Origin of the sequence: Rhodococcus sp. (in: high G+C Gram-positive bacteria), from assembly GCF_049286785.1 — a bacterium.
Taxonomy (GTDB): Bacteria; Actinomycetota; Actinomycetes; order Mycobacteriales; family Mycobacteriaceae; genus Rhodococcus_F.
Genome location: NZ_JBAQEO010000731.1, coordinates 1 through 20787, shown reverse-complemented (window position 1 = coordinate 20787; position 20787 = coordinate 1). Strand labels below are relative to the sequence as shown.

General features: G+C 66.5%; 18 protein-coding genes and 2 pseudogenes. 7 read left to right on the top strand and 13 right to left on the bottom strand.

The window, feature by feature from the left end; genetic code table 11:
* Positions 1-10: 10 nt before the first annotated feature.
* The 3 genes from sepH to WAW17_RS26550 all read right to left on the bottom strand — a co-directional run bounded on the left by sepH (position 11) and on the right by WAW17_RS26550 (position 3309).
* Entirely contained in the window at positions 11-868 is an 858-nt protein-coding gene (gene sepH / locus WAW17_RS26560; protein WP_422335855.1) for a septation protein SepH, read from the bottom strand.
* Between the two features lie 153 nt (positions 869-1021).
* Positions 1022-2143: a phosphoserine transaminase gene (gene serC, locus WAW17_RS26555; RefSeq protein ID WP_422335854.1), complete on the bottom strand. Its 1122-nt coding sequence runs from the start codon at positions 2141-2143 to the stop codon at positions 1022-1024.
* A 38-nt stretch (positions 2144-2181) separates the two neighbouring features.
* Positions 2182-3309: a citrate synthase 2 gene (locus WAW17_RS26550; protein WP_422335853.1), complete on the bottom strand. Its 1128-nt coding sequence runs from the start codon at positions 3307-3309 to the stop codon at positions 2182-2184.
* A 251-nt stretch (positions 3310-3560) separates the two neighbouring features.
* Here WAW17_RS26550 and pdxH point away from each other — a divergent pair, with 251 nt between their 5' ends.
* The 5 genes from pdxH (at position 3561) to WAW17_RS26525 (ending at position 8726) form a co-directional block, all read left to right on the top strand.
* Positions 3561-4271, top strand: coding sequence for a pyridoxamine 5'-phosphate oxidase (gene pdxH, locus WAW17_RS26545; protein WP_422335852.1), 711 nt, complete (start codon positions 3561-3563; stop codon positions 4269-4271).
* Positions 4268-5527, top strand: coding sequence for an MFS transporter (locus WAW17_RS26540; protein ID WP_422335851.1), 1260 nt, complete (start codon positions 4268-4270; stop codon positions 5525-5527). The genes pdxH and WAW17_RS26540 overlap by 4 nt, the downstream gene beginning before the upstream one ends.
* A gap of 55 nt (positions 5528-5582) precedes the next feature.
* Positions 5583-6581: an aldose 1-epimerase family protein gene (locus WAW17_RS26535; protein WP_422335850.1), complete on the top strand. Its 999-nt coding sequence runs from the start codon at positions 5583-5585 to the stop codon at positions 6579-6581.
* A gap of 434 nt (positions 6582-7015) precedes the next feature.
* Positions 7016-8311, top strand: a complete 1296-nt coding sequence (locus tag WAW17_RS26530; RefSeq protein WP_422335849.1) for a citrate synthase — start codon at positions 7016-7018, stop codon at positions 8309-8311.
* Between the two features lie 52 nt (positions 8312-8363).
* Positions 8364-8726: an FKBP-type peptidyl-prolyl cis-trans isomerase gene (locus WAW17_RS26525; protein WP_422335848.1), complete on the top strand. Its 363-nt coding sequence runs from the start codon at positions 8364-8366 to the stop codon at positions 8724-8726.
* A 23-nt stretch (positions 8727-8749) separates the two neighbouring features.
* Here WAW17_RS26525 and WAW17_RS26520 read toward each other — a convergent pair whose 3' ends face one another.
* Together WAW17_RS26520 and WAW17_RS26515 are read right to left on the bottom strand one after the other, a co-directional pair.
* Positions 8750-10096: a sensor histidine kinase gene (locus WAW17_RS26520; RefSeq protein WP_422335847.1), complete on the bottom strand. Its 1347-nt coding sequence runs from the start codon at positions 10094-10096 to the stop codon at positions 8750-8752.
* A complete protein-coding gene (locus tag WAW17_RS26515; RefSeq protein ID WP_422335846.1) occupies positions 10093-10812 on the bottom strand; it encodes a response regulator transcription factor in 720 nt (239 codons plus the stop codon). The genes WAW17_RS26520 and WAW17_RS26515 overlap by 4 nt, the downstream gene beginning before the upstream one ends.
* 81 nt (positions 10813-10893) lie before the next feature.
* Here WAW17_RS26515 and WAW17_RS26510 point away from each other — a divergent pair, with 81 nt between their 5' ends.
* Together WAW17_RS26510 and WAW17_RS26505 are read left to right on the top strand one after the other, a co-directional pair.
* Positions 10894-11811: a mechanosensitive ion channel family protein gene (locus WAW17_RS26510; RefSeq protein WP_422335845.1), complete on the top strand. Its 918-nt coding sequence runs from the start codon at positions 10894-10896 to the stop codon at positions 11809-11811.
* A 28-nt stretch (positions 11812-11839) separates the two neighbouring features.
* On the top strand, positions 11840-13195 hold the full coding sequence (locus tag WAW17_RS26505; RefSeq protein WP_422335844.1) for a cryptochrome/photolyase family protein: 1356 nt from the start codon (positions 11840-11842) through the stop codon (positions 13193-13195).
* On the opposite strand, the pseudogene WAW17_RS26500 reads toward WAW17_RS26505, so the two are convergent.
* The 8 genes and pseudogenes from WAW17_RS26500 to WAW17_RS26465 form a co-directional block, all read right to left on the bottom strand.
* Positions 13196-15097 (bottom strand): annotated as a pseudogene (locus WAW17_RS26500) (propionyl-CoA synthetase); the annotation flags it as partial.
* A gap of 128 nt (positions 15098-15225) precedes the next feature.
* The gene (locus tag WAW17_RS26495; protein WP_422335843.1) at positions 15226-16326 is read right to left on the bottom strand and encodes an alpha/beta hydrolase; all 1101 of its coding nucleotides are present in this window, start codon (positions 16324-16326) and stop codon (positions 15226-15228) included.
* A 136-nt stretch (positions 16327-16462) separates the two neighbouring features.
* Positions 16463-16870 carry a DUF302 domain-containing protein gene (locus WAW17_RS26490; RefSeq protein ID WP_422335842.1) on the bottom strand — a complete coding sequence of 136 codons (408 nt, stop codon included), beginning with the start codon at positions 16868-16870 and terminating at the stop codon, positions 16463-16465.
* A 29-nt stretch (positions 16871-16899) separates the two neighbouring features.
* A complete protein-coding gene (locus WAW17_RS26485; protein WP_422335841.1) occupies positions 16900-17169 on the bottom strand; it encodes a metal-sensitive transcriptional regulator in 270 nt (89 codons plus the stop codon).
* An 83-nt stretch (positions 17170-17252) separates the two neighbouring features.
* Complete coding sequence (locus tag WAW17_RS26480; RefSeq protein ID WP_422335840.1) at positions 17253-18743, bottom strand: carboxyl transferase domain-containing protein; 1491 nt, start codon at positions 18741-18743, stop codon at positions 17253-17255.
* 109 nt (positions 18744-18852) lie between these two features.
* The gene (locus WAW17_RS26475) at positions 18853-19617 is read right to left on the bottom strand and encodes an ANTAR domain-containing response regulator (protein WP_422335839.1); all 765 of its coding nucleotides are present in this window, start codon (positions 19615-19617) and stop codon (positions 18853-18855) included.
* 1 nt (position 19618) lies between these two features.
* Positions 19619-20002 carry a MerR family transcriptional regulator gene (locus WAW17_RS26470; protein ID WP_422335838.1) on the bottom strand — a complete coding sequence of 128 codons (384 nt, stop codon included), beginning with the start codon at positions 20000-20002 and terminating at the stop codon, positions 19619-19621.
* A gap of 120 nt (positions 20003-20122) precedes the next feature.
* Positions 20123-20662 (bottom strand): annotated as a pseudogene (locus WAW17_RS26465) (DUF4436 family protein); the annotation flags it as partial.
* Positions 20663-20787: the final 125 nt, after the last annotated feature.

Here is a 20787-nt window from a genome sequence, read left to right as displayed (position 1 = left end):
GTCCAGGCATTCAGCGACCGCTGCTGCGGACACCGAGCAGAACGTCGTCCCACGATGGGAGAGACGGTTTTCCCCGCTTGTCCTTGCCTGCGGCGGGACGAGGTGTGGCCTTGGGTGCGATCGGCTCCTCGGCGGCCTCGGAGTCGTCCGGCGTCTCCTCCGCGGTCTCGGGCTCGACGATCTCACCGGATTCGATGGTGGGCGCGTCGAATTCGCTGTCGTAGTCCTCGATCTCGAGTTGCTTCGGTTCGCCCGAGGCGACCGGCGCCAATCCGCGGAGCGGACGCCCGAAGTCGGGATCGATGAGGTCGAACGCCGTGTCGTCGAGCGCGACGATGGTGCCACCGTGCGCGTCGGGTTGGTAACGCCAATGCGCGGCGTTGGTGGTGCGGCCGGCCTGCCACTGCAGTTGCGCGACCCAATGATTGTCTTCGTCACGCCACGCATCCCAGACGGCGTCATCGATATTGTGGCCGCGCGCGCGGAATGCCTGCGTCACGATGTCGGCGAGGGTGGGAACCGCGGGGCCGTTGTCGCGGACGGGATGCCCGCCCTGCGCCATCTCGGCGGCCCGGGAACGTTCGAGGAGGACGGGATACGCGTACCGCTCGACCTTCGACAACGGAATGCCCGCCTCTGCGGCGACCTGTTCGACGGAGGCGCCGGCACGAATGCGGGCCTGAATTTCACGGGGCCTGAGCTGACTGTCCATTTCGATCTCAATCTGGCCGAGTCGAGCGATGTCCCCGCGGGACGCTGCGCGGAGCTTGTCATCGGCGGGAAGCCGGAATTTTTCGCCGGTACTCGCATCAGCACACACGACGTGCGAACCATCTGGCTCGAGACCGATCACTCGAAGCTCTCGCACGTTGACCTCCTTATCGCGCCGGCTCGCGACTATGCACCGGGCCAACTGTAATTCATCCGTGACACCTGGCGGCGCAGGACACGCGCGCCGTTATCGCCGCACGCGGCCCACTCCGCGCTACGCTCCGTCGTTTCGCCACACGTCGACGCGTTCTCAGCCCAGCTGGGAGACGACCCAGTCGATGCTCTTGGTGAGCTGGGTGACGTCCTCGGGGTCGATGGCCGGGAACATGCCGACACGCAACTGGTTGCGGCCGAGCTTGCGGTAGGGCTCGGTGTCGACGACACCATTGGCGCGCAGGATCTTTGCCACCTGGGCGGCGTCGATCTTCTCGTCGAAGTCGACGGTGCCGACCACCTGTGAGCGGTGCGCGGGATCGCTGACGAACGGCGTGGCGAATTCACTCTTCTCGGCCCACTGGTAGAGACGCGAAGACGAATCAGCGGTACGCGAGGTGGCCCAGTCGAGCCCGCCCTGCTTGTTGAGCCACTCGATCTGATTGGCCAGCAGCAGCAAGGTGGCCACCGCAGGCGTGTTGTACGTCTGGTCCTTGGAGCTGTTGTCCACGGCGATGGGCAGCGACAGGAAGTCGGGTGTCCAGCGTCCCGAATCCTTGATCTCGGCGACGCGCTCGAGCGCCTTGGGACTCATCAGCGCGATCCACAGGCCACCGTCGGCGGCGACGCACTTCTGTGGTGCGAAGTAGTAGACGTCGGAGTCGGCGATGTTCACCGGCAGGCCGCCCGCCCCGGAGGTCGCGTCGATGGCGATGAGCGCGTTCTCCGAACCGGCAGGACGCGACACGGGAATCGCGACACCGGTGGACGTTTCATTGTGCGCCCAGCCGATGAGGTCGACGGACGGATCCGACACCGGCTCCGGGGCGCTGCCCGGTTCCGCGGACACGACGATCGGATCGCCGATGAACGGGTTGTTCTTCGCGACCGAGGCGAACTTGGAACTGAACTCACCGTTGGTGAGGTGCAGCGACTTCTCCCGGATCAGACCGAACGCGGCGGCGTCCCAGAACGCGGTGGTGCCACCGTTACCGAGCACCACCTCGTATCCCTCGGGGAGGGAGAACAGATCGGCGAGACCGGACCGGACGCTTGCGACGACATCCTTGACCGGCTTCTGGCGGTGGCTGGTGCCGAACACCGAGGCGCCCACCTCCACCAGCGACTGAAGCTGCTCGGGACGAACTTTGGACGGTCCACAGCCGAATCGTCCGTCGGCGGGCAGGAGGTCTGCGGGGATGATCGGTGTGGAAGTCATCGCTACTTTCTGTTCCTTACTGATTTCTGAAATCGGTGTCAGCTGTGCGAAATCTGGTCCCAGCCCTCGACGGACTCGGGTGAGCGGGGTGCGGGACCGGTGTAGATGGCGGCGGGCCGGACGAGTTTGCCGAGGCGCTTCTGCTCGAGGATGTGGGCGCACCAGCCGGCGGTGCGACCACACGTGAACATTGCGGGCATCATGTGGGCGGGCACCTCGGCGAAGTCGAGGATGACGGCCGCCCAGAACTCGACGTTGGTCTCGATGGCGCGGTCGGGGCGACGTTCCCGAAGTTCGGTGAGAGCGGCCTGTTCGAGTGCGGCGGCAGCCTCGTAGCGGGGTGCGTTCAGGCGTTTGGCGGTGGCGCGCAGCACCCGGGCGCGGGGATCTTCGGCGCGGTAGACGCGGTGTCCGAAGCCCATCAGCTTTTCCTTGCGGTCCAGGATTCCCTTGACCAGGGCGCGTGCGTCGCCGGTCTTCTCGGTGTCCGCGATCATCGGCAGGACGCGGGCCGGGGCGCCGCCGTGCAGCGGGCCGGACATCGCGCCGATCGCGCCGGACAGGGCAGCGGCCACGTCGGCGCCGGTGGAGGCGATGACGCGGGCGGTGAAGGTGGAGGCGTTCATGCCGTGTTCGGCTGCGGACACCCAGTAGGCGTCGATCGCCTCGACGTGTGCGGGGTCGGGCTCGCCCTTCCACCGGACCATGAACCGTTCGGTGACGGTCTTGGCCTCGTCGATCCGCTTCTGTGGGACCGCGGGCACATAGATGCCCCGGGCGGACTGGGCGACGTAGGACAGCGCCATCACGGAGGCGCGGGCGAGCTGTTCGCGGGCGGTGGCGTCGTCGATGTCGAGGAGGGGCTGGTAACCCCAGATGGGCGCGAGCATCGCGAGACCGGCCTGGACGTCGACCCGGACGTCACCGGTGTGGATGGGCAGGGGGAACGGCTCGGCCGGGGGCAGGCCGGGACCGAAGCGGCCGTCGACGAGAAGTGCCCACACGTTGCCGAAGGTGACGTGCTTGGAGACGAGGTCTTCGATGTCGACGCCGCGGTAGCGCAGTGCGCCGCCGTCCTTGTCGGGTTCAGCAATATCGCTGGTGAAGGCGACCACGCCCTCCAGTCCGCTGACGAAACCCTCCGGTATAGCCGCGCTCGCTGCCATTGTTCGTGGACTCTCCTCGTTCGAGTGCCCCCGGTCAGGGTGGCACTGCCTCGGCGTTCGGCGATCGCGCGCGACTGTGCATGCAGGATGAGCAGGCACCATCTGTCCGCGCGATCGGCTTCCCTTCCCCTCCGGCGCCGTCCCGCTGCCGGTACGGCCGCGATCAGGGAGGGATATGGTCGGTCTCCCAAACTTTAGCCGGTGTCACCGGAGCGTTGATCAGTGCGTACCCGGGAGTAGCGTTCTCGGCTGTGTCAGGAGATGCGAAGCAGCCGGATCCGGTGGACGACGACCTCGCGGCGATGCGTGTCGGCTACGGCCACCAGGGCGCGCAGGCCGGCGAAGGGTGGTTCGAGGATTCCGATCTCGATGTCGGGCATGTGAGCGACGGGTGGTTACCGCTCATGCGGCGGTGGCTCGAGGACGCGGTGGAGGCCGAGGTCCCGGAGCCCAACGCGATGACCCTCGGAACCGTCGATTCCGACGGTCGTCCCCGCACTCGAACCGTTCTCTGCAAAGGGCTGAGCGAGGACGGGGTGCTGTTCTTCACCAACTACGAGTCGGGCAAGGGCCGTGACCTGGCGGCGGTCCCGTACGCGTCGGTCACATTCCCCTGGATTCCCATCGCCCGCCAGGTCATCGTCCGCGGTCCGGCCGAGCGGGTGAGTACAGAGGCCACCGCGGAGTACTGGCGAAGCAGGCCCCGCGGTTCCCAGCTGGGGGCCTGGGCCTCGGAGCAGTCGCGGCCCATCGGGTCGCGGGCCGAGATGGACGCCGCCCTGTTTCACGCCGCCGAACGTTTCGACGTCGATTCCGAGATCCCGGTGCGGCCGAACTGGGGTGGCATCCTCATCCGCCCCGAAGTGGTCGAATTCTGGCAGGGAAGGGCGAACCGGATGCACAACCGCATCCGGACCACGTTGATCGACGGACGGTGGAACGTGGAGCGCCTGCAGCCGTGAAAAAGCTGCTCGCCGACACCACTCCACTCGAAAACCGCGACTACCGACGGTTGTGGGCTGCCGGGATCGTCACCGTCATCGGTGGTCAGCTCAGTGTCGTCGCCGTTCCGCAGCAGGTGTACGAGATCACCCGCAGTTCGGCGTACGTGGGACTCACCGGCGTCTTCGCGCTGGTGCCGCTCGTGGTGTTCGGGCTGTGGGGCGGGGCCCTGGCCGACGTCATGGATCGCCGGAAGCTGCTCACCGTCACCACGGTCGGGCTGGGTGGCACCGCGGTGCTCTTCTGGCTTCAGGCGGCCCTCGGACTGAACAACGTGTGGCTCGTGCTGGTGCTGCTGGGATTGCAGCAGGCGTTCTTTGCTGTCAATCAGCCCACCCGCAGCGCGGTCATTCCCCGGCTCATCCCGGCGGAGCAGCTGGCCGCGGCCAATTCCCTGAACATGACGGTGATGCAGTTCGGCGCCATCGCGGGACCGTTGCTGGCCGGTGTCCTCATTCCCGTTATCGGGCTGGCCACGCTCTACCTCGTGGACGCGATAGCCCTGCTCGCCACGCTGTGGGCGGTCGTGAGGTTGCCCGCGATCCCGCCGACAGGGGAGTCGCGCCGTGCCGGGCTGCGCGAGGTGGTCGAAGGATTCGCGTACCTGGCGACGCAGAAGGTACTGCTCGCGTCGTTCGTCGTGGACATCATCGCGATGGTGTTCGGCATGCCGCGGGTGCTGTTCCCTCAGATCGCCCACGACACGTTCGGTGATCCGGCGTCGGGTGGTCTGGCCCTGGGCCTGCTGTTCGCGGCGATGTCGATGGGCGCCGTGGCGGGCGGGGTGTTCTCGGGCTGGCTTCCGCGGGTGCGGCGGCAGGGCCGGGCGGTGGTCGTGTGCATCGTGTTGTGGGGGCTGGCAATGCTCGGCTTCGGACTCGTGGTCGGCGTCGCGTCCCCCGGGGACAGTCCCGTTCTGCTGTGGTCTGCGCTCGGGTTCCTCGCGTTCGGTGGCGCTGTCGACATGGTCTCCGCGGCGTTCCGGAGCACGATGCTGCAGCAGGTGGCCACCGACGACATGCGCGGGCGGCTCCAGGGTGTGTTCATCGTCGTGGTCGCGGGCGGTCCGCGGATCGGTGACGTTCTGCACGGCGCCGCGGCGGCGGCGGTAGGCACCGGTGTGGCCGCAGCAGGGGGCGGCGTACTCGTCGTGATCGGTGTGGTGATCGCCGCCGCTGCGTTCCCGGCCCTGATGCGGTACAGGGTCACCCGCTGAGGGCTCGCACGTCAGGTCCTGTGCGCTATCGGCACTTTCGGGCACACTGAAATGCATGGGTGAACCGCAGTCCTCGGAAACACGCGTCTCGAGAGCGCAACCGGACGGGGCGGATACCCGGAGTGTGCGGATCAGCAGTGCGGAGTTCGGTGGCGGCCGCTACGTGGCCGACATCGCGGTGACCGGTGCGGGTCTACGAGTGCTCGAATGGGAGGGACCGCACGGTCCCCGCGCGCTCACCGAGACCTGGGAGGTGGGGACGCGGCCGCCGCTGTCGGCCGGGTTGATCCTGGCGCCGTGGCCCAACCGGATCCGTGACGGTCACTTCGTGTTCGACGGCATCGATCATCAACTCGAGATCACCGAGCCGGTGCTGGGCAACGCCAGTCACGGGTTCGTCCGGCGCCGGGACTGGCGGGTGACGAACCGGGCGGACGACCGCGTCGCGCTGGCGATCGACGTCGGGCTGCACAAGGGATGGCCGTATCCGCTACGCCTGACGGTGGAATACGCCGTCGGTCGCGACGGCCTGACGGTGACGCACACGGCGACCAACACCGGCGCCATCCCGGCGCCGTTCGGGATGGGTTTCCACTCGTACGTTCGCGTCGGCGACGTTCCGCTCGACGAGTGCACGCTCAGGCTGTCGGCGGGCACCAGACTGCCCCTCGACGAACGGATGCTTCCCAGCGCCGCTTCCCAGGCGGTGATCGGAACCGACTACGACTTCACCAGCCCCAGGTCACTGGCCGGAGTGGTGCTCGATACCCCGTTCAGTGCACTGGACGTCGATGCCGACGGCAGGTCCCGGCACGTGCTCCGTGCTCCGGACGGCACCGGAACCATGCTGTGGGCGGCCCGTGAGTTCGGCTGGCTCCAGGTGTTCATCGCGGACCCGGACTCCGGGAAGTCGTATCCGGGGCGAGGGCGCGCACTGGCACTCGAGCCGATGACGTGCCCGCCGAATGCGTTCAACTCCGCGATCGATCAGCTGGTGCTGACCCCCGGACAGCAGTGGAGCGGATCGTGGGGGATGTGCGTGTCGGACGCGTGAGCCCGGCCCCCGACGCCGGGTGTCCACCTGGTGGGATGCGTGTAACGCGACTTCCGCGCCGATCGATAGGACATGACGGCTCTCCGTGGCGTCGGTCCGGCGGGCCTCGGCGAACTTCTTCCGGATCGCTCCCACGCTCACCACCGGGCGAACCCGGATGTGAGTTGCCCCGCTGCGGGCGATATCGATGCAGGTAGCGCGGCACCGGTCGCGATCCTCGGGCCGCCGGAACCGGTTTCGGGCAATTTCCGGCCAGCCGAACAGGGAACTCGTAGAACCCGCCGGACGCTCCGCCGCAAACGTTGTCGCGGGCCGCCCGCAGTGCTGCCGGGGTGCCTTCAGTGGACCCTCTTTGGGCACGGTAGCCCGAGTGCGACTAGTTTCTAGCTGAATGAAGTTGTTACTCATTGGTTTGAGCTTGAGAGGGATGCTTCGTGCCTGACAATGACACAAAGCCCACACTTACCTACCCCGGTGGTGAGTACACGATGTCCATTGCCAGGGCAACCGAAGGCAATGACGGTATCGAATTGGGAAAGCTGCTGGCCAGCACCGGGTACACCACCCTGGACCCGGGATTCGTCAACACCGCCTCGACCAGTTCCGCCATCACCTACATCGACGGTGACCAAGGAATTCTCCGCTACCGCGGATACCCCATCGAGCAGTTGGCGGAGCACTCCACATTCATCGAGGTCAGCCATCTGCTGATCTACGGTGAGCTGCCGACGTCGACGCAGCTGGAGTCGTTCACGGACCGCATCCGCAGGCATACGCTGCTGCATGAGGACCTCAAGCGGTTCTTCGACGGATTCCCTCGCAACGCTCATCCGATGCCGGTGCTCTCGAGTGCTGTCAACGCGCTGTCCGCGTACTACCAGGACTCCCTGGACCCGGCGGATCCGGAACAGGTCGAATTGTCGACCATCCGACTTCTGGCGAAGCTGCCGACCATCGCGGCCTACGCCTACAAGAAATCCGTGGGTCAGCCGTTCCTGTACCCGGACAACTCGCTCAACCTCGTCGAGAACTTCCTCCGGATGACCTTCGGCTTCCCCGCGGAGCCGTACGAGATCGATCCCGAGATCGCCAAGGCGCTCGACATGCTGCTGATCCTGCATGCCGATCACGAGCAGAACTGCTCGACGTCCACCGTGCGCCTGGTCGGTTCTTCGGATGCCAACCTGTTCACGTCCATCTCCGGCGGCATCAACGCACTGTGGGGACCGCTGCACGGCGGTGCCAACCAAGCGGTGCTGGAGATGCTGGACGAGATCAAGGCGGGCGGCGGAGACGTCAGCGAATTCGTCCGCAAGGTCAAGAACAAGGAAGACGGTGTGAAGCTCATGGGCTTCGGGCACCGCGTCTACCGCAACTACGACCCGCGTGCCGCCATCGTCAAGAAGACGGCCCACACGATCCTCGAGAAGCTCGGCGGCGACGACGAACTGCTCGAGATCGCGATGAAGCTCGAAGAGGCGGCGCTCACCGACGACTACTTCGTCGAGCGCAAGCTGTACCCGAACGTCGACTTCTACACGGGGCTGATCTACCGCGCGATGGGCTTCCCCACGCGTATGTTCACGGTGCTGTTCGCCATGGGCCGGTTGCCCGGGTGGATTGCGCACTGGCGTGAGATGCACGAAGATCCCGCTACCAAGATCGGTCGCCCCCGTCAGATCTACACGGGTTACACCGAGCGTGACTACAAGAACGTCGAAACCCGCTGATCGACCAGCCAGTGCAATCCGCAGTACCCACAGCCCTCATCGAGGAGGACGCATGACCAAGCCCGAGATCGAGTTCCAGGAGGGGCCTGCCCCCACCGACCTGGTCATCAAGGACCTGGTGGTCGGAGACGGCGCCGAGGCCGTTCCCGGGTGCACCGTCGAGGTTCACTACGTCGGAGTGGAGTTCGAGTCCGGTGAAGAGTTCGACTCTTCGTGGAGTCGCGGCGAGTCCATTCAGTTCCCCCTGCGGGGCCTCATCAAGGGCTGGCAGGACGGAATTCCCGGTATGAAGATCGGTGGGCGTCGTCAGCTCACGATCCCGCCGGAACTTGCCTACGGTCCTGCCGGTGCCGGACATCAGCTGTCCGGTAAGACCTTGGTGTTCGTCATCGACCTGCTCGACGTCAAGGAGTAGTTCTCCGCGGTAGAAGCCCCGCGTCACCTCGGTGACGCGGGGCTTTGCTGTCTCTCGACACCGTTGGTGTGGAGTTCGAACACCAGCCGGGAACCTCCGAGGGGACTGTCCTCGAAGTGGGCCCTGCCGTGGTGCAGCGCGGCCTGCTGGGCGACGAGCGCCAGACCGAGACCCGATCCGCTCTTCGTAGCAGTGGAACCGCGGTGGAATCGCTCGAACACGACAGTTCGTTCGTCTTCGGGGATGCCGATCCCGTTGTCGTCGACGGTGATTGTTGCGGTTCCGTCGCCGGACGAGCCCAGGGAGATGGTGACCTCGGTGGCCTCGCCGTGGCGGACGGCATTGCCGATGGCGTTGTTCAACGCGAGGCGAAGTCCGCCGGGTATTCCGCGGACCGTGGTCGGCGCGCCCTCGACATCGACCAGCAGGCCCGGGTGGTGACGCATCGCGTCCTCGGCCGCAAGGTCGCAGATGTCCACGAGGTCGCAGTTCACGAAGTCCCTGTCTGTGGACAGTTCGCCTCGGGCGAGGCGCTCGAGATCGGACAGTGTCGATTCCACCCGCCCCTGCGCGCGGGCGAGATCGCGGAGGATTTCGTCGCGTTGATCGGGCGCGAGGTCGTGGGTGGTGAGAACCTCCAGATCGGTGCGCATTGCGGTGAGCGGTGTGCGCAGTTCGTGCGCGGAGACGGCCGCGAAGTCGCGGGCGGTGCCGAGAGCGGCGGTGGTGGCGTTCTGGGCCTCGGCCACGTCCCGCAGCATCGATTCGGCGGCGGCGGCGAGTTCGTCCGCCTCCCGGACACCGGACGACGCGGGCGCCAGTTCCGGTTCGCGGCGCACGATGCGGCCGGTGAGGTCGACCAGGGGGCGGACGGCGCGGCCGCCGAACAACCAGCCCAGTGCGCTGGCCGCGGCGACCGCGAGCAACCCGGCGATCGCCACCTGACGCTGCTGGTCGGAGGTGACATCCTGCGCTTCGGCGTACGGCACGGCCAGCGAGATCCGGGTGCCCAGGATCGGTGCGACCGCGGTGAACGCCCGGTATTTCGTACCGCCCACCTCGACCGTCTGCCAGCCGGGCTCGAGCTCGGGAAGTCGGGTGGGGGTGCTGACGAGAACGACGTCGCCGCCCGGCGATCGGATGGTGATCGCGAAGGCACCCTTGTCGCCGAGAGCGCCGAGGAACAGGCCGGCGGTGGCCGCGTTGGGGATGAGCACGTCGGACGCCGTTTCCAACCGCCGGTCGAGCTGCGACAGATTGTTCTTGTTGATCGCCAGCGACACCAGGATGCCCAGTGCGACGACGATGATCGTCGCCCCCAGGGCTGTGGCTGCGGCCACACGCGTCCGGAGTGAGAAGGAACGTTTCACGGGGTGTCCCGGAGCACGAAGCCGACACCGCGGACCGTGTGCAGGATGCGGGGCCTGCCGTCGGCTTCGAACTTGCGCCGCAGGTACCCGACGAACACGTCCACCACGTTGGTGTCCGCCACGAAGTCGTAACCCCACACCAGTTCGAGGAGGCGTTCGCGGCTCAGGACGATGCCGACGTTGCGGGCGAGGACCTCGAGAAGCTCGAACTCCCGCTTGGTCAGCGTCACTTCCTGACCGCCGACGAACACTCTGCGCCCGGACAGATGGAGCTCGAGCGGTCCGACCCGGATGGGTGGCGTGGCCGAGGACTCCGGTGCAGCGACGACGGTCGTCGTCCCCCTCCTGCGGAGCATCGCGCGGATCCGTGCGACGAGTTCGGCCAGGACGAACGGTTTGACCAGGTAGTCGTCTGCGCCCGACTCGAGGCCGGAGATCCTGTCGTCTACGGTGTCGCGAGCGCTGAGAACACAGATGGGGATGTCGTTGCTCATCGCGCGCAGAGCGGTGACCACCCCGGTGCCGTCGAGGACGGGCATGTTCATGTCGAGCACCATGGCATCGGGGCGTTGGGCGCTGATCACGCGGAGGGCGTCTGCCCCGTCCACAGCGGTGAGGACAGTGAAACCGGACAGGCGCAGGCCGCGTTCGAGGGAGGTGCGTACATCCTCGTCGTCGTCGACGACGAGCACACTGGCGGAGTCGGTTTCGGTCACCCTTGCATTGTGCCGTGGGAACGGCCGGCGGGGTGGTGATGTGATGTGTGGGACCGAGTCTCATCCGTACACTCGTGGCTGATGTTCTCACAACTGCTGGCATTCGAACTGACCGAAACCAACCGTGACTGGCTCATCCACAGACCGATAGAAATCGCCCTCTATATGGTTCTCGCGCTCATCCTGCGCTTCGCGATGCACCGGGCGATCGACCGGTTGACCCGCCCACGTGAATTCTCGGCCAAGCCCGCCATGCTGCGACCGCTGCGCGAACGTGCGCCGCGGGGTGTGAAGGATGCGATGGTCAGCGAGCGCCGGGCCCAGCGCGCTCGGACCATCGGTTCGGTACTCGAGTCCACCGTGTCGATCGTGGTCCTCACCTGGGTCGTGCTGCAGATACTGGGCATCGTCGGTGTCAACGTTGCGCCGTTCATCGCCTCCGCCGGGGTGATCGGTGTCGCGCTCGGTTTCGGCGCGCAGAACCTCGTCCGGGACTTCCTGTCAGGTATCTTCATGCTGCTCGAGGACCAGTACGGCGTGGGGGACGTGGTGGACCTCGGAGAGGCCGTCGGTACGGTCGAGACGGTGGGACTGCGCGTCACCACGATTCGCGACATCAACGGCACTCTCTGGTACTGCCGCAACGGCGAGATCGTGCGGGTCGGCAACATGAGTCAGGGTTATGCCGTGGCCGTCGTGGACCTGCCGGTTGCGCACGCCGCCAACGTGCAGGAGGCCTGCGAGGTGGCGTTCGATGCCATCGCCGAAGCAGCCGAAACCGACGTGATCGAGCCGGACCTGCTCGAGCCGCCGGAACTGCTGGGCGTCAACTCGGTCACGCCGGAGTCGGTCACTCTGCGGATCACGGCACGGACCAAGCCCGGCAAGCAGTGGGCCGTGCAGCGCACGTTCGCCCGGGTGGCGCTGGCGGCGTTCGAACGCAACGGTGTCGAGGCACCGTATCTGCCGGTGATGGCGTCGGCCCGCTCCGGCGACTGAGGCCCTCCGATTCAGTACCGTGGCAGGCATGACGGGGACACCGCGCGGCACCTCACTGGTCTGGTTCCGGCGCGATCTCCGGCTGGGTGATCTCCCCACCCTGTGTGCCGTCGCGCGGTCGGGGGCACGGGCTCTCGGCGTGTTCGTGCTCGACGAGCGACTGCTGCGGGCCGCGGGCACTGCGCGTCGCGACTTCCTCTTTCGTAGCCTCGTGGCTCTCGACGAGCAACTTGACGGCCGGCTGCTGGTGGTGAAGGGCGATCCGGTCGACGTGATTCCGGCGGTGGCCGACACGGTGTCAGCTGCGGAGGTCCACGTGAGCGCGGACTACGGACCTTACGGGCGGGTGCGTGATGCGGCTGTCGCGGAGCGTGTCCATCTCCTCGGCACCGGGTCGCCGTACGCCGTGGCACCCGGGCGAGTGATCAAGAGAGATGGTGAACCGTATCGCGTCTTCACGCCCTACTTCCGTCAGTGGATGGAACACGGCTGGCGCGGTCCCGCCGACACGGGCGCCACGACGGTCGAGTGGGTCGACCCGGACGACGTGGACGTCCGGCGCGCGGAGATCCCTGCGGCCGAAGCGGGCGGGTCGGTGGCCGGTGAGAAGGCGGCGCTCGAGCGGTGGGCGGAATTCTGTGACACTCACCTGGACGCGTACGACGACGCTCGGGACCGTCCCGATCTGGATGCCACCAGCCGGATGTCGGTGTACCTCAAGTACGGCAACATCCATCCGCGCACGATGCTCCGCGACCTGGCGGAGCATCACGGGAAGGGTACCGAGCAGTACCGACGGCAGCTTGCGTGGCGGGACTTCTACGCCGACATCCTGTTCCAGCGCCCGGACAGCGCTCGTGGCAACTACGACCGACGGTTCGACGGCATCCGCTACGACACCGGGCAGGCTGCCGACGAAGCGTTCGCGGCGTGGCGCGCAGGCAGGACGGGTTTCCCGATCGTGGACGCCGGGATGCGTCAGCTGAATGCCGAAGGGTGGATGCACAACCGCGTACGCATGATCGTCGCCTCGTTCCTGGTGAAGGATCTGCATCTGCCGTGGTGGCGCGGGGCCCGGTACTTCATGAACCGCTTGGTGGACGGTGATCTGGCGAGCAATCAGCACGGCTGGCAGTGGACCGCAGGCTCCGGCACCGACGCGTCGCCGTACTTCCGGGTGTTCAACCCGACGACGCAGGGCGAGAAATTCGATCCCGACGGAGAGTACATCCGCCGGTGGGTGCCCGAGCTGCGCGCAATCGAAGGGCGTGCCGTTCATTCTCTGAAAACCGGCCGTCCCGAGGACTATCCGGATCCGATCGTGGACCACGCACATGAACGACAGGAAGCACTCGCGCGGTACGGCGAGATCAAGGGCCCGTGATCAGTCGCGGAGCTGCTTCTCCAGCGCCTCCAGCACGGCGACGTCCTCGATTGTCGACGGCACCGAGTACTGCTCGTGATCGGCGATCTGCCGCATCGTCTTGCGGAGGATCTTGCCCGACCGTGTCTTGGGCAGGGCCTGCACCACGGTGACGTCCCGGAACGTCGCGACCGCGCCGATCTGCTCGCGCACCATCGCCACCAATTCCTTGCGGAGCGTCTCCGGGTCGATGTCGGCTCCCGCTTTGAGTACCACGTATCCGCTGGGGCGCTGTCCCTTGAGTTCGTCGCGGATACCGACCACCGCGCATTCGGCGACGGCCGGGTGTCCCGCGACCACCGCCTCCATGCTTCCGGTGGAAAGCCGGTGTCCGGCAACGTTGATGACGTCGTCGCTGCGTCCGAGGACGAAGAGGTAGCCGTCCTCGTCGACGTAACCGGAGTCGCCGGTGAGGTAGTAGCCGTCGAACGTCGACAGGTACGACTTGATGTATCGGTCCTGGTCGCGCCACAGGCCGGTGAGGGTTCCGGGCGGAAGGGGCAGTGAGATGACGATGTTGCCCTCGGTGCCTGCGGAAACGGGTGAGCCTTCCGCGTCGACCACCTCGACGTGGTATCCGGGTACCGGGACGGTGGGTGATCCGGCCTTCAGCGGCATCGGTTCGAGGCCACGGAGATTGGCACAGATGGCCCAACCGGTTTCGGTTTGCCACCAGTGGTCCACCACCGGCAGACCCAGTATGTGGGTGGCCCATCCGTACGTGTCCGGATCCAGGCGCTCGCCGGCGGCGAACAGGGTCTTCAGCGACGTGATGTCGTACTTGCCCAGTTCCTTCGCGTCGGGGTCGGCCTTGCGGACCGCCCGGATCGCGGTGGGTGCGGTGAACAGTGCCGACACCTTGTAGTCGGAGATCACTCGCCAGAAGGCGCCGGCGTCGGGTGTGCCCACCGGTTTACCTTCGTAGAGAACGGTGGTGGCACCCGTCAGCAGCGGGCCGTACACGATGTAGGAGTGGCCCACCACCCATCCCACGTCGGAGGCGGTCCACCAGACATCGCCCGCTGAGATGTCGTAGATGTTCTTCATCGACCAGGTGAGCGCGACGGCGTGCCCACCGTTGTCGCGGATCACGCCCTTCGGCTTACCGGTGGTCCCGGAGGTGTAGAGGATGTACAGGGGGTCGGTTGCGGCGACGGCGACCGGTTCGGTGGACGAGGCGTCGGCGATCAGCGCGTCCCAGTCGAACCAGGCGGTTCCGGTGCCCTGGTAGTCGGCTGCCGAGCCCGGGATGTGCGCCCGGTTCTTCACGATCACGGTGTGCGGCGGGGTGCCGGCGAGCTCGAGAGCCTTCTCGACCATCGGGAGGTATTCGATGGTGCGGCCCGGTTCCATGCCACCCGACGCGGTGACCAGCACGACGGGTCCGGCGTCGTCGATGCGGGTGGCGAGTTCCTTGGCGGCGAACCCGCCGAACACCACCGAGTGGACGGCTCCGATGCGGGCACACGCGAGCATCGCGACGGCGGCCTCGGGGATCATCGGCATGTAGACGATCACCCGGTCCCCCGCCACGACGCCCTGCGCGGCGAGCACGCCGGCGAAGCGGGACACCTCGTCGAGAAGTTCCGCGTACGTGTAGGTGCGGGACGCCTCGGGGATCATCGCCGAGTCGTAGATGAGGGCAGCTTGATCACCTCGACCGTCTCGGACGTGCCGGTCGAGGGCGTTGAAGCAGGTGTTGAGCGACGCGTCCGGGAACCACCGGTACATCGGGGCGGCCGAGTCGTCGAGGGCGCGCGTCGGCGGCGTCACCCAGTCGACTCCACCGGCGGCATCGAGCCAGAATTCCTCGGGATGCTCGGTGCTCGCACGGTAGACCTCGGCGTACGAGCTCATCGATGTCGTCCTCTCGTCGTTCGGCTTGCGATCTGAGACACCCTATGCGACCGTGCGCCTCGCAGGCACCGACCGGACAGCGTTCTGCGTTGGACGGCGGTCTTTCGTCGCCCAGCGGAGTTGCGATGAACCGGTCAGACGCCGAGTGCACCGGCGAACATGGGCCACGAGTTGTGCAGGTCGTCCTGCCAGTAACCCCAGGAGTGGGTGCCGGTGGGCCGGAAGTCGAATGTGGCCGGGATTCCCAGCGAGTTCAGTCGGTCAGCGAGCCGGTATGTGCACTGGTTGGTGCCTGCCTCGATGATTCCGCCCACGATCACCTGGTTGGCCAGCGCGGCCGGATCTCCGTTGACGTCCGGAGCACCGAGGTTCTCGTGGGGGCCGGGCAGGCCGGTTCCGTTGCTGATGTACAGGGCGATGCCGCGCAGTTTCTCGGCGTTGACGACGGGGTCGTTGGCCACCCAATCCGGATCGTTCGGCGGTCCCCACATGTTCACGACGTCTCCGCCGCGGGCGCTGACGACGAAGTTGACGTAGTCGCGGCCGGGTTGGGTACTCGTCTCGGCGCACCCGCTGAAGGCGCCGACCGCGCGATACAGCGAGGGGGCGGATTCGGCCAGGCTCAGCACGGACGTGCCCGACATCGAGAGTCCCGCGATGGCATTCTCCCCGGTTGTTCCGAACGTGGCATCGACGATCGGGGGAAGCTCCTCGGTGAGGAAGGTGGTCCATTTGTTGAGGCCGAGGGCGGGATCGGGCCTCTGCCAGTCCGTGTAGTAGCTGAACGCGCCGCCGACAGGGGTGATGACATTGACGTTCTTGTCGGCGAAGAAGCCGACCACGTCTGTCTTGGCCTTCCAGGTCGCCGAGTCCTGGCCGCCACCGGCGCCGTTGAGCAGGTACAACGTCGGTCGGGGCGCGCTGGTATCTGCCGGACGGATCACCTCGAGGAGGATCACCTTCTCCATGGCCGCCGAGTACACGTACATGTTCACTTGACGGTCGTCGACCTGTTCGATGTGGTCGAGGGCAGAGCCATCAGCCGATGCAGGCTTGTCGGCTGGAAGGGCTCGCCATTCGTCCGCTGACGCCACGGCCAACTCGCCGAACAGGCCTGACGAGGCAATGACCGCGGCGACCAACAGTGTCCGACAGTGTCCGATCGAGGTCCGACGGTGTCCGATCGAGGTCCGACGGTGTCCGATCGAGGTCCGACGGTGTCCGATCGCGCTCATATCCGCTCCTCGTGCGTGATTGCGGTCCCCGACGACGGTTGGTTCATGCTCGGAAGCATTTCCCCATCACGGTAACCGGAAAACGTCCCACGGGCGGCTGAACGGAGACAGGACTTCGCCGGCGGCGCGCGCCGGGTCAGGCCTGCTGTGCGTTCAAGGAATCGATGGCGGCCTGAAGTTTGGCGGTCGCGTCGTCTGCGACGTCCTTCAGTGCTGTTTCGTCGGTGACCTCGACCATGATGTTCGGGTTCATCGCGTCGACGATGATCGTGTCCTCGGAGGAGGGGTCTGCGCGTACGACGACGTTGCAGGGCAACAGCAGTCCGATCTGCCGATCGACGTTCACCGCCCGATGCGCGAGCGGCGGATTGCAGGCCCCGAGGATCAGGTAGTCCTCCATGTCCTCGCCGAGTTTGGCCTTCAGGGTGGCCTTCATGTCGATCTCGGTGAGGACGCCGAAGCCCTGTTGGAACAGCGCCTTACGGGTGCGCTCGACGGCGTCCGGGAAGGAGGTCTTCAGAGTGGTCGACAATGCGATCTTCATGGTCGGTGGCCTTTCTGTCGTCGAATACGTCAGGCGAGCGCGAGAAAGAGCTTTTCGAGCTGGGCTTCGGTCATCGGTTCGGAGCCTTCGGGAGTCTCCCCGGAAAGGCAGTCCCGCAAACCGCTGGCGACGATCTTGAACCCGGCCCGATCGAGTGCACGGGAGACGGCGGCGAGCTGGGTCACCACGTCCTTGCATTCGCGGCCCTGCTCGATCATGGAGATCACTCCGGCGAGCTGACCATGTGCCCGGCGCAGACGGTTGAGTACCAATGCGATGCTGTCTTCGTCGCCTACCATGGCGGTTCCTTTCGTAGACCTGCCACCATGGTACCCCTAGGGGTATGGTGGCGCGAGCAGACGCGTGTGTGCCCTCTCACCCTCTATCGGAGGCCCAGGTTTCGGTAGCGGGCGAGACGCGCCGCGAACCGCTCGCGTTCCGGCACCTCGGTCAGGGAGCGTAGCTCACAGGAGATGGCCTCACCGACGCGCTTGGAGAAGTCCACGGGCTCGTCGGCGGCGTCCGGCTTCTCCGGAATGATCGCATCGATCACTCCGTCACGGAGTAGATCGAGTGATCGAATACCCTGAGCTGCAGCCATTTCGGGCGCATGGGTGATGTCGCGGTGGACGATGGCGCTAGCGCCCTCGGGGGGAAGGGGAGCTAGCCAGCCGTTCTGGGCGGCGAGTACCCGGTCGGCGGGCAGGAATGCGAGCGCTCCACCGCCGGTGCCCTGTCCGAGCAGGACGGACACGGTCGGAGTCCTCAACGTGACGAGATCCGAGATGCACCGCGCGATCTCTGGAGCGAGGCCCCGTTCTTCGGCTTCCTTCGACAATGCGGCACCGAGGGTGTCGATCACCAGAACGAGCGGCAGCTGCAACTCCTCCGCCAGACGCATGCCGCGGCGGGCTTCACGAAGGGCCGCCGGGCCCATCGTGTCGACCGCGGACTGTCCGCTGCGGTCCTGCCCGAGAAGAACACAGGGGGCACCGCGGAACCGGGCCAGCGACAGCAGCACCGTCTTCTCGGTTTCGCCCTGTCCCGTTCCGCTGAGCGGCACCTGCTCCGTGGCGGCATGCCGCAGCAGATGGCGGACGCCGGGACGGTCTGCTCGACGCGACAGCATGACGGACTGCCAGGCGGGGACGTCGGGGATCTCGGTCGTCGGCGCCGGACCGGTGGACGACGTCGTGGGTGAGTCGATGAGAACGCGCAGCACACGATGGACCAGGGTGCGCAGACGGCTGACGGGAACCACCCCGTCGATGACGCCGTTGCGGTACAGATTTTCGGCGGTCTGCACACCTTCCGGAAACTTCTCCCCGTAGAGGGCCTCGTAGACGCGTGGGCCGAGAAACCCGACGAGAGCGCCGGGTTCGGCGACGGTGATGTGGCCGAGCGAGCCCCAGGATGCGAAGACGCCGCCGGTGGTGGGGTTCCGTAGGTACACCAGGTAGGGCAGGTGCTCGGCCTTGTGGGTGGCGACGGCGGCGGCGATCTTCACCATCTGCACGAAGGCGACGGTGCCCTCCTGCATGCGCGTGCCGCCCGAGGTGGGTGAGGCGAGCAGCGGAAGGCCTTCCTCGGTGGCGCGCTCGATGGCCGTGACGATGCGTTCCGCCGCGGCGACACCGATCGATCCGGCGAGGAAGGCGAATTCGCAGGCGATCACCGCGACCGGCCGTCCGCGTACAGTTCCCGCCCCGGTGATCACCGACTCGTCGACTCCGGACTTCTCCGCCGCCTTCTCCAGGTCGGCGCGGTACTTCTCGTTCGGCCGGGGATCGACGGGAGTGGTATCCCAGGAGACGTAGCTTCCTGCGTCCAATACCAGTTCGAGGACGTCGTGGGCGGAGATCTTGGCGGCCATGGCCCTGAGAGTAGCGGCCCGTCGGCCGGTCCCCAGGGCAGCGGTCAGTCCTTGACGGTGGTCCGCCCATCCGGCGGGCGCGTCGGGCGCGCGGACTGCGGAGCGCCGCTCACGCAGGCCGGGACGTGCATCTCGTCATGAAGTCCCGGGCCACCTCATGGAGCTTGGTGTTGGTGCGTTGTGACATCTCCGCCAGCCGGCGGAATGCTTCCTCGCCGGTGATTCCGTGCATCGCCATCAGGACTCCCTTGGCTTGGTCGATCTCGGCCCGGGAGGTCAGCGCGCTCCGGAGCTGGACTACTTGTTCGCGTGCGCGCTGCCAGCGCTGGGCGTTGGTGATGGCCGCCGATGCGGCGGTGGTCAGCAGCCGTACCAGCCGCTCGTCGAAGGGGTCGAAGGCCTCGGCGTGGTAGCTGTAGCCGCTGAACGATCCGATCAGTTCGTCCGGCGCGTCGGAGACCTCGACGAGGATCGGCACCGACAGATACGCGCGGACCCCGGTTTCTTCGGCCGCTTCGGTGAATTCGGGCCACTCGGAGCGGTGTTCACCGATAACCGCCCGCACGGGTTTCAGCGTGCGGGCGGCCTCGAGGCATGGTCCCCGGCCGGTGGCGTACTGACGTTCGTCGATGGAAGCCAGAGCGTCGTCGGTGAGCGCCACGGTGGTCGGTGCCCCCTTGACGAGTTGTGTGACGCTGACCGCGTCGACGTCGGGCAGGGCAGCGACCGCGGTGTGAGCGAGGCGGCTCAGGACGGTTTCGAGGGGCTCCTGGGCAACGGCTTCGTCCCGCAGTGCATCCAGCGACGCGGTGACGACATCGAGCGATTGCGCCACATCGTTGATCGACCAAGCCTCGGTCGGGTGCTCGGTCATGTCATTCTCCTCGGTCGCCGGACGTGGAGTTGCCGGACGCGGAGTCCCCGTGCACCGCACAGGCTTCGGCGAGTTCTCGCAGTCGTGCGTTGTCGGCGGCGAGGCGATTGTTCTCTCGTTCGAGTTCATCGGCGCGAGATTCGAGGCGGAGGACGAACCCGATGCCGACCAGATTGACCCCGACCTCGATCAGTTCGGCGATCCGGCGCAGGCGTGCCAGGTCGTGGTCGCTGTAGCGGCGAGTGCCACCGCTGGTCCTTGCCGGTGACACCAGTCCGTAGTGCTCGTACAGGCGCAGGGCCTGGGTCCCGAATCCCGAGAGTTCGGAGGCGACGGAGATCCCGTACACGCCACGACGGGATCGTTCGGTCGACGTATCGAACATGGGGCCTCCCAGCTGGGACTTCTCCTGCGTGCTCCCGATCGATTATAAGCCCGGCGGTATACAGAATTTGTCGTAAATACGGGAGGTCGGCCCTCGAGGGGATGCGGCACCCGCGGTGCTCTAGTGCTGGTGTCCCGAGACGGGCACGGTGCTGTCGCGCCACCAGCAGAAGACGAACAACGCCAGCGAGGCCACCAACGTTGCGACCACCCACACGGTCAGGGCGATGTCGACCCACGATCCGATCGGCGGGCTACCGGGCAGGATTCCGCGCAGGGGAACCACCGCGAACAGCATGGCGGCCATCCATCCGAGCATGTCGGTGTTGACGGACCGCTTACGCCGAAAGGTCTGTATCGACACGAAACCCGCCAGGAAGGCCAGGACCACCATCATCATCAGAAGGATCCCCGCATAGATCAGGTTTCCACCCGTTCTCGCGAAGGTGACCGCGACTCCCTTGCCTTCGCGGGCGAGCTCGGTGTCCACGCCCACCGCCCAGGCATCGATGTTCCAGCCGTCGACGTGACCATCGACGACGACGCCGGTGGGGATGAGCTCCCGCTCCGCCCCGTAACCCTGATATGCCTCCACCACCATGGGATTCACCGCGAAGGTGTCGAACGGCCACGCGGCCGCCTGCCCGCTGACGATGAACTCGGGCCTTGACCCCGGTTCTTGGACACGCTGAATCCAGCACCTGCTGGGGAAGCGAGATGATCTTCAGTCATGTCACGCAAGAACTACTCGGAAGAGTTCCGGCGCCAGGCGGTCGAGTTGTACGA